At 53.4% G+C, this 13387-nt stretch carries 15 protein-coding genes; 3 read left to right on the top strand and 12 right to left on the bottom strand.

Features of this window, described 5'->3' with window-relative positions:
* Positions 1-481: 481 nt before the first annotated feature.
* Complete coding sequence (locus tag AC6I8R_RS16975; protein WP_021186196.1) at positions 482-1216, top strand: GntR family transcriptional regulator; 735 nt, start codon at positions 482-484, stop codon at positions 1214-1216.
* Between the two features lie 51 nt (positions 1217-1267).
* On the opposite strand, the gene hemW is transcribed toward AC6I8R_RS16975, so the two are convergent.
* The 4 genes from hemW to AC6I8R_RS16955 are packed head-to-tail and all read right to left on the bottom strand — an operon-like array spanning position 1268 to position 4288.
* Complete coding sequence (gene hemW, locus AC6I8R_RS16970) at positions 1268-2407, bottom strand: radical SAM family heme chaperone HemW (RefSeq protein ID WP_415173731.1); 1140 nt, start codon at positions 2405-2407, stop codon at positions 1268-1270.
* Positions 2400-2993, bottom strand: coding sequence for an XTP/dITP diphosphatase (locus AC6I8R_RS16965; RefSeq protein WP_021186198.1), 594 nt, complete (start codon positions 2991-2993; stop codon positions 2400-2402). The genes hemW and AC6I8R_RS16965 overlap by 8 nt, the downstream gene beginning before the upstream one ends.
* A 20-nt stretch (positions 2994-3013) precedes the next feature.
* On the bottom strand, positions 3014-3568 hold the full coding sequence (locus AC6I8R_RS16960; protein ID WP_021186199.1) for a YggT family protein: 555 nt from the start codon (positions 3566-3568) through the stop codon (positions 3014-3016).
* A 12-nt stretch (positions 3569-3580) separates the two neighbouring features.
* Positions 3581-4288, bottom strand: coding sequence for a YggS family pyridoxal phosphate-dependent enzyme (locus AC6I8R_RS16955; protein WP_415173732.1), 708 nt, complete (start codon positions 4286-4288; stop codon positions 3581-3583).
* Between the two features lie 16 nt (positions 4289-4304).
* Here AC6I8R_RS16955 and AC6I8R_RS16950 point away from each other — a divergent pair, with 16 nt between their 5' ends.
* Positions 4305-5297, top strand: a complete 993-nt coding sequence (locus AC6I8R_RS16950; protein WP_415173733.1) for a type IV pilus twitching motility protein PilT — start codon at positions 4305-4307, stop codon at positions 5295-5297.
* A gap of 4 nt (positions 5298-5301) precedes the next feature.
* On the opposite strand, the gene ruvX is transcribed toward AC6I8R_RS16950, so the two are convergent.
* The 8 genes from ruvX to metK form a co-directional block, all read right to left on the bottom strand.
* The gene (gene ruvX / locus AC6I8R_RS16945) at positions 5302-5718 is read right to left on the bottom strand and encodes a Holliday junction resolvase RuvX (protein ID WP_021186202.1); all 417 of its coding nucleotides are present in this window, start codon (positions 5716-5718) and stop codon (positions 5302-5304) included.
* On the bottom strand, positions 5718-6281 hold the full coding sequence (locus tag AC6I8R_RS16940; protein WP_208723660.1) for a YqgE/AlgH family protein: 564 nt from the start codon (positions 6279-6281) through the stop codon (positions 5718-5720). The genes ruvX and AC6I8R_RS16940 overlap by 1 nt, the downstream gene beginning before the upstream one ends.
* Before the next feature lie 87 nt (positions 6282-6368).
* Positions 6369-7313 (bottom strand): glutathione synthase, encoded by a 945-nt coding sequence (gene gshB, locus AC6I8R_RS16935; protein ID WP_013510368.1) that lies wholly within the window; start codon positions 7311-7313, stop codon positions 6369-6371.
* A 91-nt stretch (positions 7314-7404) separates the two neighbouring features.
* Positions 7405-8136, bottom strand: coding sequence for a 16S rRNA (uracil(1498)-N(3))-methyltransferase (gene rsmE / locus AC6I8R_RS16930; RefSeq protein ID WP_036627824.1), 732 nt, complete (start codon positions 8134-8136; stop codon positions 7405-7407).
* A gap of 74 nt (positions 8137-8210) precedes the next feature.
* Positions 8211-8918 (bottom strand): deoxyribonuclease I, encoded by a 708-nt coding sequence (endA, locus tag AC6I8R_RS16925; protein ID WP_415173734.1) that lies wholly within the window; start codon positions 8916-8918, stop codon positions 8211-8213.
* A 75-nt stretch (positions 8919-8993) separates the two neighbouring features.
* Positions 8994-9506: a SprT family zinc-dependent metalloprotease gene (locus AC6I8R_RS16920; protein WP_152521918.1), complete on the bottom strand. Its 513-nt coding sequence runs from the start codon at positions 9504-9506 to the stop codon at positions 8994-8996.
* 100 nt (positions 9507-9606) lie between these two features.
* On the bottom strand, positions 9607-11001 hold the full coding sequence (locus AC6I8R_RS16915) for a sugar porter family MFS transporter (protein WP_036627829.1): 1395 nt from the start codon (positions 10999-11001) through the stop codon (positions 9607-9609).
* A 463-nt stretch (positions 11002-11464) separates the two neighbouring features.
* Positions 11465-12616 (bottom strand): methionine adenosyltransferase, encoded by a 1152-nt coding sequence (metK, locus tag AC6I8R_RS16910; RefSeq protein ID WP_021186208.1) that lies wholly within the window; start codon positions 12614-12616, stop codon positions 11465-11467.
* A 128-nt stretch (positions 12617-12744) separates the two neighbouring features.
* Here metK and AC6I8R_RS16905 point away from each other — a divergent pair, with 128 nt between their 5' ends.
* The gene (locus AC6I8R_RS16905) at positions 12745-13170 is read left to right on the top strand and encodes a hypothetical protein (RefSeq protein ID WP_415173736.1); all 426 of its coding nucleotides are present in this window, start codon (positions 12745-12747) and stop codon (positions 13168-13170) included.
* Positions 13171-13387: the final 217 nt, after the last annotated feature.

Here is a 13387-nt window from a genome sequence, read left to right as displayed (position 1 = left end):
CGCTGTTTTATGCAGAAATCCTGACTGTCATCGCTGGGTCGGTGGTAAAGATGTCCAGTCACTTCCCGGTGGCTGCCCCTGGTGTGGCACCCTGTCGTGATGCGTGAAGAGGTTCCCACCGTCAACCTGCTTTCGGCTGGGAAGTCACAGCATCTAAATAAATAATGATAAATATCATCATGTTGATTTGATTTGTTATGCAGGCATCCTGATTTTTATTTTATATCAATCGGGTTTTCTGGTTGCCTGATTAAGTCTATACATGTTTAATGTGTCTAGTCATCTTGATGATGCACCTGGACGTGTACAGATACAATATGTAAGATTCAAATCTGGCTGGACACCCTGAGCGGGAGTGCAAATTCGTTAACTGGATCACATCCTCATACGGTCAGGCTGGTGCGAAGAAAATAAACTCAGGCATACATGTGCACTGATGGCTCGCGGTTGTCGGGTCTTACACTTATCGGGAACAACGTTGATGGTCGATGGCATTACTGAGAAGCAGAAAGAGGTTGTCGATTACATCCTCCGCAAAATCAAAGAGGATGGGCTTCTACCTGGCGATAAGCTCGACACCGAAATCGCGATAGCCAAGAACATCGGCATCACCCGCGCGACGGTGCGCGAAGCAACCAGAATTTTGATTGAACAGCAGCGAATTTACCGGGTGAAAGGCTCAGGTCTGTTTGTTGGCTCGATTGGCAAAAGTAACCATTCTGGCCGTTTTCATGCGCTGTCACCTTTTGATTATCAGGCACAGAAAAAAGGTTTTAAGGGCGTCAGAAAAGTTATCACCGTCAGCATCATGAAGGTGCCAACGCCAGATATGGCACAGTCGTTACGCATTAAGAACAGCGATCAGGTGTATAAAATCGTCCGTTTAATGTGCTTTGATGATATTCCGGTGGCGCTGGAACATATTCATTTGCCGGTCACCATGTTTAGCAGCATGGAATTCAGCAAGCTGGAGATCTCCAAATACTCGTATATTGAACAGCTCACCGGGAAGAAAGTGCAGCGCAGGGATCAGAACCTGAGCGCTATCAACTTAACCGATGCTGATCAGCTTAATCTGCTGAATTTGAAAGAGAACGATGCCGTGCTGGAGATCAGTGAAACCGTCTATCTGGATGATGGTACGCCGTGCGAAGTGAATATCGCGCTGATTAACACCAACCTGCTTCAGCTGCGACAAAATACCGAGAGAGGCTGATTTATCACGCGTTTTTAAACACGCGCGATAAATCGCGCCATTAAGTCGGGGCTACTCTTCAGCTAAGAACAACTCCAGCAGCGAGTTCAGGAACAATTTACCTTTCTCCGTAATCTGCCAATGTTGCTCCGTTTCCTGCACATATCCTGCTGCGATCGCTGCATCGATCTGTGGGCGAATCACTGCCTCATCCAACCCGGTGTAGCGGCGGAAATCGGCGCGCGGTGCCGCTTCCAGCAGACGGAAACGGTTCATAAAGAACTCAAACGGTTTGTCGGCATCTGCGACATCATGCTGTTTATCGAGGTAATTACCCTTCATAAAACCACGCGGATGACGGGTTTTTACGGTACGGACAATGCGGCCATCCGGCTGTGTCAGTTTGCCATGCGCACCACAACCAATACCGAGGTAATCACCGAAGCGCCAGTAGTTGAGGTTATGCTCACAGCGATAGCCGGGCTTCGCATAGGCCGAAGTTTCATATTGCTGATAACCCGCGGCGGTCAGCAACTGATGGCCTTGTTCGAAGATATCCCACAGCGCGTCATCATCCGGCAGCACTGGCGGGCGTGAGCCAAACAACGTATTTGGCTCAATGGTCAGCTGATACCACGACAGATGAGGTGGATTTAAGGCAATCGCCTGGCGCAGATCGTCGAGCGCTTCTTCCAACGACTGGTCTGGCAGACCGTGCATCAAATCGAGGTTGAAGCTGCGTAACCCAAGACCGGCGGCAAGATGTGCCGCGCGTTTTGCTTCTTCCGGACCGTGAATACGTCCGAGACGCTCCAGTTTTTGCGGACTGAAACTCTGCACACCAATTGAAATTCGGTTAATCCCGGCTTGCTGATAACCGCTGAAGCGGTCGGCTTCTACCGTACCAGGGTTGGCTTCCATGGTGATTTCGGCATCGGCCGCCAGCGGTAGCCGCGCACGTACGCCATCCATCAACATTTGCATCGCGTTGCTGCTTAACAGACTTGGCGTACCACCACCAATAAAGATGGTACGGACTTCGCGCCCGCTGGTCAGCGGTAAATCCTGCTCAAGATCGTTCAGCAGGTGCTGCACATACTCGATGTGCGGCACCTCGCCTTTCAATGCGTGGGAGTTGAAATCACAGTAGGGACATTTTTGTACACACCACGGAATGTGGATGTACAGGCTTAACGGTGGTAAATCAGGCATTGCGCATCGCATCCAGTAACAGCGTCAATGCTTTGCCACGGTGAGAAACAGCGCGCTTTTCATCTTTACTCAGCTCAGCCGCCGTTTTGCCTAATTCGGGTACATAGAAAATCGGGTCATAGCCAAAACCGCCTGCACCCGCGGCAGCACGCGTGATTTCACCGGCCCAGCTACCGTGGAATACCAGAGGCGTAGGGTCGGCCGCGTGACGCACGTAAACCAGCACGCAGTGGAACTGCGCCTGACGTTCGCCGTCTGGCACGTTTTCCAGCGTAATCAGCAGTTTGTCGAGGTTCTGCTGATCGCTGGCATCGAGACCGGCATAGCGGGCAGAGTAGATACCCGGCGCGCCGCCGAGGGCGTCGACCGCCAGACCGGAGTCGTCGGCAATCGCAGGCAGGCCGGTGATTTGCGCGGCATGGCGGGCTTTGAGAATGGCGTTTTCAATAAAAGTCAGACCGGTTTCATCCGCTGACTCTACGCCCAACTCGGTTTGCGCCACGATATCCAGACCAAAGGCCGCCAGCAGGTCGGCCAGTTCACGAACTTTGCCCGGATTACCGGTGGCGAGAACAACTTTTTGCATAACAGTTCCAGATTAACGAATTACAGCAAATACCAAAGACCCGGGAACAGGTCCATGCCGAGGAAATTCAGCGCATACAGCACCAGAATGACAATCATGGCAGAAAAATCGATACCACCCATAGCTGGCAAAATGCGACGAATCGGTGCCATCAGCGGTTCAGTCAGTTGGATCAGCACATAATCAATGGGACCGCGGCCCTGGCTGATCCAGCTCATCAGTGAACGAATGATAATTACCCAGAACACCAGATAACCGGCTGACTTCAGCAGTGATAACAGGCCAACCAACAGGTTGGTTGGATCTACCGAGAACACGCCTACCTGAATCAACAGCAGAATCGGGTATTTCAGGGTGGTCAGCACAAACGCCAGCAGTAACGAGGCGGTATCAATCGGCCCTAATGCTGGTAATACGCGGCGCAGTGGTTTGATAATTGGCTGGGTAATCTTCACGACAAACTGCGACAGCGGGTTGTAGAAGTCACAGCGTGACCACTGCATCCAGATGCGCAGCAGCAAGACCATCACGTACAGGTCGATCAGCGTTTTGACTAAAAACGTCATTGTTAACATGAGGTTCCTCAATTATTGTTGTGAAGTGCGCGCATAATCCCGCGCGCCAAATACGGCGGTGCCGATGCGCACCATAGTACTGCCAGCGGCGATGGCCGCTTCCATGTCGTCGCTCATTCCCAGAGAAAGCGTATCGACGTCAGGGTAATTCTGTTGCAGCGCGCGAAACGCGGCAGCCATTTGCTGGCAGACCGCCAACTGGCGATCATAATCCTGTTCCGGTGCCGGAATCGCCATCAGGCCGCGCAAACGTAGCTGCGGCAAGGCAGAAATCTCCTGTGCCAACGTCGGAAGCGCCTCCAGCATGATGCCAGATTTGCTGTTCTCGTCACTGATATTTACCTGAATTAACACATTAAGTGGCGGCAGGTGCGCCGGGCGCTGGTCATTAAGACGTTGCGCAATGCGCTGACGATCCACGGTATGGCACCAGTCAAAATGCTCCGCCACCTGGCGACTTTTGTTCGATTGCAATGGGCCAATGAAGTGCCATTGCAGTTCAGGATGTGCGGCCAGCGTGGTGACTTTTTCAACCCCTTCCTGCACGTAATTTTCGCCAAACGCCCGCTGTCCGGCAGCAATGGCTTCTTCGACCGCACTCACAGGTTTGGTTTTACTCACTGCAAGCAGCGTAATTTCTTCTGGAGCGCGTCCGCAACGCGCGGCAGCAGCGGCGATACGCTCGCGTACTTGCTGTAAGTTGTGCTCAATGGAAGTCATAGTCAGGAGAATTTCTATGGATTTGGATAAAGTTGTGGCCCTTAGTGTAAAGCATAACGCCGCCGATCTGCACCTTTGCAGCGGACATTTGCCACACTGGCGACGGCAAGGGGTGCTGGAGCCCATCCCGGAGCAATCCGCACTGGAACCGGCCTGGCTGGAAGCCTTTATGATGCAGTGGCTGGATACCGCGCAGCAGACGGCGCTGGAAGCAGAGGGGCACGTCGATTTTGCCATCACATTGGCAAGTGGCGTGCGACTGCGCGCCAATCTGTTTCTCCAACGGCACGGTTTGTCCCTGGCCTTGCGGTTGATTGCCAGTCAGGTACCGGCAATCGACAGCCTGGGGTTGCCGCCGGTTGTTGAGCAATTGCTTCTGCTGGAGGAGGGATTGATTCTCATCACCGGTGCAACCGGCAGTGGCAAATCCACCACACTGGCGGCGCTGGTCGATAGCCTGAACCGTGCACAGTCACGCCACATTCTCACGCTGGAAGATCCCATCGAGTTTATTCATCACAGCCTGAGTTCGCTGATTCAACAGCGTGAAGTTGGGGCGCACTGTGCTTCGTTCCGTCAGGGACTGAAGGCGGCGCTGCGCGAGGACCCGGATGTGATTCTGTTAGGTGAACTGCGCGATAGCGAAACTATCCGCCTGGCATTAACGGCGGCTGAGACTGGCCATCTGGTGCTGGCAACCTTGCATACGCGTGGTGCGACTCAGGCAGTGGACCGGTTGGTGGACGTGTTTCCCGCCGAGGAAAAAAACCTGGTGCGCAGTCAACTGGCAGGGAGCCTGAAAGCGGTGCTGGCGCAGCGGCTGGTGCCGGCAAAGCAGGGAGGGCGGGTGGGATTGTTTGAAGTGCTGGTGGCGACGCCTGCGGTAGCTAACCTGATTCGCGAAGGGAAAATGCATCAGTTGCCGGGAGTACTGCAAACCGGCGCACAGGCCGGAATGCAAACCTTCGCCCAGAGCGAGCTGGCGCGACAGCAGGCAGGGCTGATTTGAACGATCAGTGGGTGTCGAACCAATCTTCGAGGATGATGACGGCCGATTGCGAATCGACCGCGCCTTTTTGCAGCGCGCGGTAGCCACCACGTTCGAACAAACCGGCACGAGCTTCAACGGTACTGAGGCGTTCATCCTGCAACTCAACACGCACCCCAAAACGACCATGCAGGCGGTTGGCAAACTTACGTGCGCGCGCGGTCAGTTCCTGTTCGCTGCCATCCATATTGAGCGGCAGACCTACCACCACGTAGTCGGGCTGCCATTCTTTTAGTAACCGCTCGATCAGGTTCCAGTCCGGCGTACCATCCTGCGCTTTAAGCGCCGCCAGCGCGCGGGCGGTGCCTGTCAGTTGCTGTCCGACAGCAACGCCAATACTTTTGGTGCCGAAATCAAAGCCCAGCAGCGTTTCACTGGCCATCAGGCGTGTCCTGCATCGTTAGTCATATTGTGGATATCCACACCCAGGCATTTCGCGGCTTCACGCCAACGTTCCGCGATCGGCGTCTGGAACAGAATGGTGCTGGATGCTGGTGTGGTGAGCCAGGCGTTTTCCAGCAATTCGTTTTCGAGCTGATCTTTTTCCCAGGCGCAGTACCCCAGCGCTACCAGCACATGTTCTGGTTGAGAGCTGCTACCAATCGCTTCCAGCACATCTCTTGAGGTGGTGATCACGGTGGTGTCTGAAATACGAATGCTGGAGGAGTAGACGCGTTGTGCAGAATGCAGAATAAAGCCACGATCCTCCGCCAGCGGGCCGCCAGCGAATACCGGTTTATCCAGCCTGATAGCTGGATCGCGATCTGATGGGCTGATTTTGAGCTTTTTAAGGATGCCTTCGACCGTCAGATTCTCCATCGGCTTATTAATAATCAAGCCCATAGCACCATCTTCGTTATGCTCGCAAATGTACACGACCGAGCGCTTGAAGAAGGGATCTTGCAGGGATGGCATCGCAATCAAAAAATGATGCTGTAAATTCATTCTCACTCGTATACCAAAAATAACCGGCATTGCTGCGGCAATGCCGGTATTGGAGATATTCACGGAGCCTTGGCTCCGATGGCATCCTTAGCCCAGACGTTTCTCAATGGCATCCATCAGCATACCGGTGATGGAGATTGGGAAGGCGGCTTCAATTTCACGCACGCAGGTCGGGCTGGTCACATTCACTTCCGTCAGTTTATCACCGATGATGTCAAGACCGACAAAAATCAGCCCTTTTGCTTTAAGCGTCGGCCCAACGCGACGGGCAATCTCCCAGTCGCTGTCGCTCAGGGGACGAGCTTCGCCACGGCCACCCGCTGCCAGGTTACCACGGGTTTCGCCACCTTGCGGAATTCGCGCCAGGCAGTAAGGGACGGGTTCACCGTCAACCACCAACACACGTTTGTCGCCATCTTTAATGGCTGGCAGGTAGTTTTGCGCCATGCAGAAGTTCTGCCCGTGATTGGTCAGGGTTTCGGTGATAACGCCGAAGTTAGGATCATCCTGTTTCACGCGGAAGATCGATGCACCACCCATGCCATCCAGCGGTTTGAGGATCACATCGCCGTGCTCCTGCCAGAAGGCGCGTAATTTCTCTTTGCTGCGCGTCACCAGCGTGTCGGGGGTGAGATCGGCAAACCACGCGGTGTAGAGTTTTTCGTTGCAGTCACGCAGGCTCTGCGGCTTGTTGACGATCAGCGTACCTTGCTCTTCAGCACGTTCCAGCAGGTAGGTGGCATAGATAAATTCGGTATCGAACGGCGGATCTTTACGCATCAGCACCACATTGAGATCGGCCAGTTTGATCTCTTGCTCGCTGCCAAATTCATACCATTTATCGTAGTTTTGCTCGACGCTGAGCAGGCGCGTGCGTGCGTACGTCACACCGCCACGCAGGGAGAGATCGTTCATCTCCATGTAATGAATTTCGTAACCACGGCGCTGCGCTTCCAGCAACATGGCGAAGCTGGTGTCTTTTTTAATGTTGATGGACGAAATCGGGTCCATAACGATGCCAAGCTTAATCATTATTCTCTCCTCAAAGGGGGGAACTCACTACCCCTGCTTAGTCAGGACGCCATGTTAACGCTGGCGTCTTTATACAACCCGAAAGTATCCCTTAACCGAGGTCGCCAAACCTCACCTGAAGTGCCGTAATGGCGGTGAGAGCGGTGGTTTCGGTGCGTAACACGCGTGGTCCCAACAGAATATCAGTGAAACCGTGCTGTGCCGTCATGGCAATCTCCTCTGTCGACAGACCGCCTTCAGGACCAATCAGCAGGCGGATGCGCTCAACAGGGTGGGGCAGCGTGTTGATACTGTGGCTGGCGCGCGGGTGTAAATTCAGTTTTAGCCCTTCATCGGCTTCACTGCACCAGGCTTCCAGCGTCATCGCTTCGCGAATCTCCGGCACGCGATTACGGCCGCACTGCTCGCAGGCGGCAATTGCAATTTTTTGCCATTGCTGGATTTTTTTTGCCAGACGCTCAGCATCCAGCTTTACGCCACAGCGTTCAGAAAACAAGGGCGTAATGACATTGACGCCAAGTTCGATGGATTTCTGGATGGTGAATTCCATTTTTTCACCGCGCGACATCACCTGTCCAAGGTGCAGATGCAGCGGTGATTCGCGATCATCCTGTTGACTGTCAAGGACTCTTACTTTTACACGCTTTTTATCAGCCTGGGTGATTTCGGCGGCAAAAGTCAGATTACTGCCATCAAACAGCTCTAGCCGCTGGCCTGCGTTCATACGCAGCACGCGTCCGACGTGATTGGCGGCGTCTTCATCAAGGAAGACCTCACTGTTCACAGTAAGGGGTTCGGGGTGAAAAATGCGAGGTATACGCATGCGGTTCCTGCCAGCGTTAATGCCGTGCCAGCGGCACGGCTCAATCGGAAAGCAGCTAGTGTAGGGTAGCGGTTTTAGCGCTGGCAAGCCTGAAGCACATAAGGATTATGATTGCCCTGCACTTTGGCGATGCGTTGATCGCGTTCGCACTCCCACGGCGTCACCGGATATTGCTTATCCCACGCGGTAAACAGCTGTGTTTGCTGACGTGACAGGCTCAGTTTGTATTGATCGCGCATATAAAAGTAGGTGCGGGCAATGGCTCCACGGGCGCGCTCCGGTGGCTGCGCCAGTTTCTGTTTGAAATCGATCTTCATGCTGCACTGGCCGTAGGGCTGTTCACCACCGTTCCACTGGCTGTACTGGAAGTTGCCACGATCGCCATTCACTTCACCTATTGCCGGCTCAAGGTTGTGCAGATCGCTCTCAATGCGGCGGTAATCGGTATCTTTGCTGCAATTTTTACGTCCACCGTTTTGCCAGCACTGGCGCTGATGGCCGAACTCCCAGGCAGGCATCACATGTTCCCATTCGATGCGGGCTGCGCGGTTAGCATTTTTACGCACGTTATAGCCACAGCTGCTGAGGTCAGGTACGCCTTTCTTGCCCTGCCAGTTGATTTTGCAGCCACAGTAGAAACTGCCGGGCGCATCGGCATTGATTGAGGCCGCGTATTCTTTGGCCTGCTGGAAGTTATTCTGATGGTAATTATTGAGGTTGAGGCTCCAGGCACTCAGCGGAGCGACTAACAAGGTCAGGGCGATAATAATTTTGCGAGACATATTCCAAACTTAACCCGATGCGAAAAAAGGCGGCAGGTTAGCAGAATGCGCCCGGCGGTGAAATGAGATTACCGACTAACTTGCTGAAAATTCACCAGGTTGCAATATCGTACCGCAATGTACGCAGCGATATTCACTTTCGCCACGCACCACGCGGTTATGACGGCGCACGGTGAGTTGATGTTGCTGGCAACGGCAACGGTAGGCAAAGGTACGGCTGCGCACCGAGTCGATTTCGAATTGATGCGTGCGGCGTGCGGGTACACCCAGCACTTCCTCCATCATCCATTTCCACTCTTTGCCGTGTGGGGCAACGCGACCGAAGGTTTTCCATACCAGCAGATGTGCCAGTTCGTGCGGCACCACTTCGTCGATAAACGCCTGTTGATTTTCCAGCAACAACACCGGGTTGAGACGGATTTCCCACTTCTCCAGCCAGGCGGTGCCTGCCGCTGTACCACGTTGTTGATAAATCAGTTTCGGTTCGGGATAGCTGCGTTTCAGCCGCTCATTTGCCAGTTGCAGGAACTGGCGCAGTGAGCGCATCACGGCTTGTTGTATGGCGATGGGCAGGCGGGGCGTTTTCATGGCGGAAAGCATAAGGCGTTGCACGGGGGAACTCAACTGCTGCGGGATGCGCCATAAAAAAGGGCCGCCCGCAGGCAGCCCTTGTTCGCGCAGGTTTCGATCATTCCTGACCGATTTCACGCAGTTTTTTACCCGACAGCAGATTGCGTTCGATGTGCTCCAGCGAGACGTTTTTGGTCTCCGGGATCAGCACGAGCGTCAGCAGGATAAAGAACACGTTGAGTCCGGCGTAGACCCAGAAGGTCGGCGCGTTGCCCAGTGAGTTCAGCATAGTCAGGAAGGTGGCACCGACGATCATGTTGGCAATCCAGTTGGTCGCTGTTGAGACGGTGATACCGAAGTCACGGCCTTTCAGCGGCTGGATTTCAGAGCACAGTACCCAAATCAGCGGACCGGCGCTCATGGCGAAACCGACGATAAACATCAGCAGCATCGCCACCGCGAAGTACTGCGCACCGGCTGAGTGAATACCGACATGCAGCATGCTACCGAGGATACCCATACCGGCTGCCATCACCAGGAAACCCAGCACCAGTGTAGGTTTACGGCCCCAGCGATCCACCAGGCCAATAGCGATAAAGGTTGCCAGGACGTTGACCAGACCGACAATCACCGTGCCCCACATTTGTTGTGTGGTGTTGGCGAAGCCCGCGATTTCAAAGATTTTCGGTGCGTAGTACATGATGACGTTCATACCGGTGAACTGCTGCATCACCTGCAACAGCACGCCAAGGAATACCGCGCGACGGAAGTTGCTGTTGCTCTGGAACAACTGCCAGCCTGACTGTTTGATCTTCAGGCTTTCGCGGATTTCATCCAGCTCGCGTTTGGCCTGCTCGCTGGTGTCACGCAGGCGATCGAGCACGCGCTGCGCATCGCGGAAGTTACCCTTGGCCGCCAGCCAACGCGGGCTGTTTGGCAGAAATACCACGCCTACCAACAGCAGGATTGCCGGAATGGTGATGACGCCCAGCATCCAGCGCCATGCACCCGCGTCACTGAACGCGGTGTCGGACAGGTACGCGGCCAGAATACCGATGGTGATCATCAGCTGATACAGGGAGATCATACTGCCGCGGATTTTTTCCGGTGCGATTTCAGACAAATACAGTGGCGCAGTATAAGACGCTACACCGACTGCCAGACCGAGTACCACACGGGCAACAATCAGCATTTCCGGGTTGGGTGCAAAGGCTGACCACAGGGAGCCAATCACAAACAGAATGGCACCGGCCATCAGGCTTTTTTTACGACCCAGTTGTGATGACATCCAGCCGCTGCCGATAGCACCCACTGCTGCACCAAACATCATGGAGCTGACGATCCACTCTTGCTGGTGGGCGGTAACGTTAAAGTCTTTAGCGATAAAGGGCAGGGCACCAGCGATAACGCCGATATCCAGACCGAACAGCAGGCCGGCCAGAGCCGCGAGAAAGCAGACAAACAAGGTCATCGCCTTATTTGAGGTTCTGCTTTTATGAGTATTGCCAGGCATATTGCCTCCAAATTTATCTATCGTTGTTTTTATCAATGTTAAGGAACCTGCTTGCGGGAAAAAGTGAGGACGATCACATGAATGTAATCGGTTACACTCGCTGAATCCCTGTCATTCAGCATTTTTCGCCCAAAATGGTTCTGTAACCAGTAAGGTATAGCACCCTTTAAGTTTCTGACATCATTCTAAATATCGGCTATCAGACGACGCTGAAAATAACGCATTTTTACTGGAATAACCACGCTGCAAAATTCCTAAATCTCAGATATTTAAAGCGTTTCAAAATGTAATCGTTAACAATTTGTTGTTAATGGAAAAGCTGACGCGAAATGTAACGACGCGATTTATCGCGCGCTTTGGTTTCTGGCACGAAAAAAATGCGCGATTTATCGCGCCGCTACGGGTGTGAGAAATAGTAAGGGAGGCCATTGGCCTCCCTTAATTGAACCGCAGGGGTAAAAACTTACAAACCAGCAGCTTCGCGCAGCTGTGCAGCTTTGTCGGTTTTTTCCCATGGGAAGTGCTCGCGGCCAAAGTGACCGTAAGCGGCAGTTTCTTTGTAGATAGGCTTCAGCAGGTCCATCATCTGGATCAGACCGTACGGACGCAGGTCAAAGAACTCACGTACCAGCAGGGTCAGCTGCTCGGTTGCCACTTTCTCAGTACCGAAAGTTTCCACCATGATCGATGTCGGTTCTGCCACGCCGATTGCGTAGGAAACCTGAATCTCACAACGGTCAGCCAGGCCAGCCGCAACAATGTTTTTTGCCACGTAGCGTGCTGCGTAAGCCGCAGAACGGTCAACCTTCGATGGATCTTTACCAGAGAAAGCACCGCCGCCGTGACGCGCCATGCCGCCGTAGGTATCCACAATGATTTTACGACCGGTCAGACCGCAGTCACCCATTGGGCCACCGATAACGAAACGGCCAGTCGGGTTGATGTGGTATTTGGTGCTGGCGTTGATCCACTCAGTCGGCAGAACCGGCTTGATGATCTCTTCCATTACCGCTTCACGCAGGTCAGTCTGGGAAATCTCTTCCGCGTGCTGAGTCGACAATACCACGGCATCGATACCGACAATTTTGCCGCCATCGTACTGGAAAGTGATCTGGCTTTTTGCATCCGGACGCAGCCACGGCAGGGTGCCGTTTTTACGTACTTCAGCCTGACGCTGGACCAGACGGTGCGCATAGGTCACCGGGGCAGGCATCAGAACGTCAGTTTCGTTGGTGGCGTAGCCAAACATCAGGCCCTGATCGCCAGCACCTTGTTCCAGCGGGTCGGTACGGTCAACGCCCTGGTTGATGTCCGGAGACTGTTTACCAATGGCGCTCAGTACTGCGCAAGAGTTGGCATCGAAGCCCATATCGGAATGAACATAGCCAATTTCACGAACGGTATTACGGGTGATCTCTTCGATATCAACCCATGCGCTGGTGGTGATTTCACCGCCAACCAGCACCATACCGGTTTTCACGTAAGTTTCGCAGGCCACACGAGCTTTCGGATCCTGTTCAAGGATGGCGTCGAGCACGGCGTCAGAAATTTGGTCAGCGATTTTATCAGGATGTCCTTCTGATACGGACTCAGACGTAAAAAGGTGTTTAGCCATTCTGTTCTTTACCTTACAAATGGTTTGAATTCGACTGCATAGCGTAAGCGAGGTTGTGCCAGGCTCTACGCCCCTTCAGGCAAAGCCGCGAGCAGTAAGAAAGCTTGGATGTTAACCAGTTTAGATGGATGACCATCTGGACGGCTATTTTAGGTTACTCACTGAGCGAATTACCAGCCCTTTTTCTGTTTCCGCATTTTACGCAACAGCTGAACTGGAAAATTTTCCTGACACGGATCACCGTATTGATCTGGGTATCGGCCGGTCGGGCAAAAGCTTTTGCAATTTTATGCGTCAGGCTGTATAAATCGCCGCTGCTGTCGACCACAGCCCAAAAGGATGACGCCGCCGTGCGTCGCGCCCGTCAGATATGTGTGTATCTGGCTTTCACCCAGGCCGTTTCCCGCATGTTTTCCCCATGCGTTGGAGGTGATAAAAGTAATGAACCACCCTTTCTCTTTTTACGGTTCACTGCGCTCAACGTGCGCGCTGGCAATCCTTTCCATTTCCACTTCTGTTTTTCACTCCAGTCGAAGTTTTGTTCGTTGCGGTAATTATCCCGACACGAGCGCCGGCTAACTTGTTCCCACAATCCTGGTGATTTTTTTCACGCTCGGGTGATGATGGCACTGCCAGGCTATTTCTGGCACGGTTGCACGCATCCCGGCCTGGTGTTTTACACTTAACGTCAGCAGCTCTTGAGGATAAGCAGGCAGAATGGGGCAATTTTATCCCGGCGTAATAACGACAAAACCCGGCAACTTTTTCATA

The organism is Pantoea sp. X-Soil-OKNW-713 (genome assembly GCF_059730685.1).
The sequence above is the reverse complement of the archived record's forward strand: the minus strand, read 5'-3'. Positions and strand labels throughout refer to the sequence as shown.

Excerpts from the sequence above, each read along its gene's own strand:
- endA (WP_415173734.1), bottom strand. The coding sequence starts at position 8,918 with ATGTCTCGCAAAATTATTATCGCCCTGACCTTGTTAGTCGCTCCGCTG.
- AC6I8R_RS16955 (WP_415173732.1), bottom strand. The coding sequence starts at position 4,288 with ATGACTTCCATTGAGCACAACTTACAGCAAGTACGCGAGCGTATCGCC.
- AC6I8R_RS16960 (WP_021186199.1), bottom strand. The coding sequence starts at position 3,568 with ATGTTAACAATGACGTTTTTAGTCAAAACGCTGATCGACCTGTACGTG.
- AC6I8R_RS16920 (WP_152521918.1), bottom strand. The coding sequence starts at position 9,506 with ATGAAAACGCCCCGCCTGCCCATCGCCATACAACAAGCCGTGATGCGC.
- rsmE (WP_036627824.1), bottom strand. The coding sequence starts at position 8,136 with ATGCGTATACCTCGCATTTTTCACCCCGAACCCCTTACTGTGAACAGT.
- AC6I8R_RS16975 (WP_021186196.1), top strand. The coding sequence starts at position 482 with ATGGTCGATGGCATTACTGAGAAGCAGAAAGAGGTTGTCGATTACATC.
- metK (WP_021186208.1), bottom strand. The coding sequence starts at position 12,616 with ATGGCTAAACACCTTTTTACGTCTGAGTCCGTATCAGAAGGACATCCT.
- ruvX (WP_021186202.1), bottom strand. The coding sequence starts at position 5,718 with ATGGCCAGTGAAACGCTGCTGGGCTTTGATTTCGGCACCAAAAGTATT.
- AC6I8R_RS16965 (WP_021186198.1), bottom strand. The coding sequence starts at position 2,993 with ATGCAAAAAGTTGTTCTCGCCACCGGTAATCCGGGCAAAGTTCGTGAA.
- AC6I8R_RS16905 (WP_415173736.1), top strand. The coding sequence starts at position 12,745 with ATGACCATCTGGACGGCTATTTTAGGTTACTCACTGAGCGAATTACCA.
- AC6I8R_RS16940 (WP_208723660.1), bottom strand. The coding sequence starts at position 6,281 with ATGAATTTACAGCATCATTTTTTGATTGCGATGCCATCCCTGCAAGAT.
- hemW (WP_415173731.1), bottom strand. The coding sequence starts at position 2,407 with ATGCCTGATTTACCACCGTTAAGCCTGTACATCCACATTCCGTGGTGT.
- AC6I8R_RS16915 (WP_036627829.1), bottom strand. The coding sequence starts at position 11,001 with ATGCCTGGCAATACTCATAAAAGCAGAACCTCAAATAAGGCGATGACC.
- AC6I8R_RS16950 (WP_415173733.1), top strand. The coding sequence starts at position 4,305 with ATGGATTTGGATAAAGTTGTGGCCCTTAGTGTAAAGCATAACGCCGCC.
- gshB (WP_013510368.1), bottom strand. The coding sequence starts at position 7,313 with ATGATTAAGCTTGGCATCGTTATGGACCCGATTTCGTCCATCAACATT.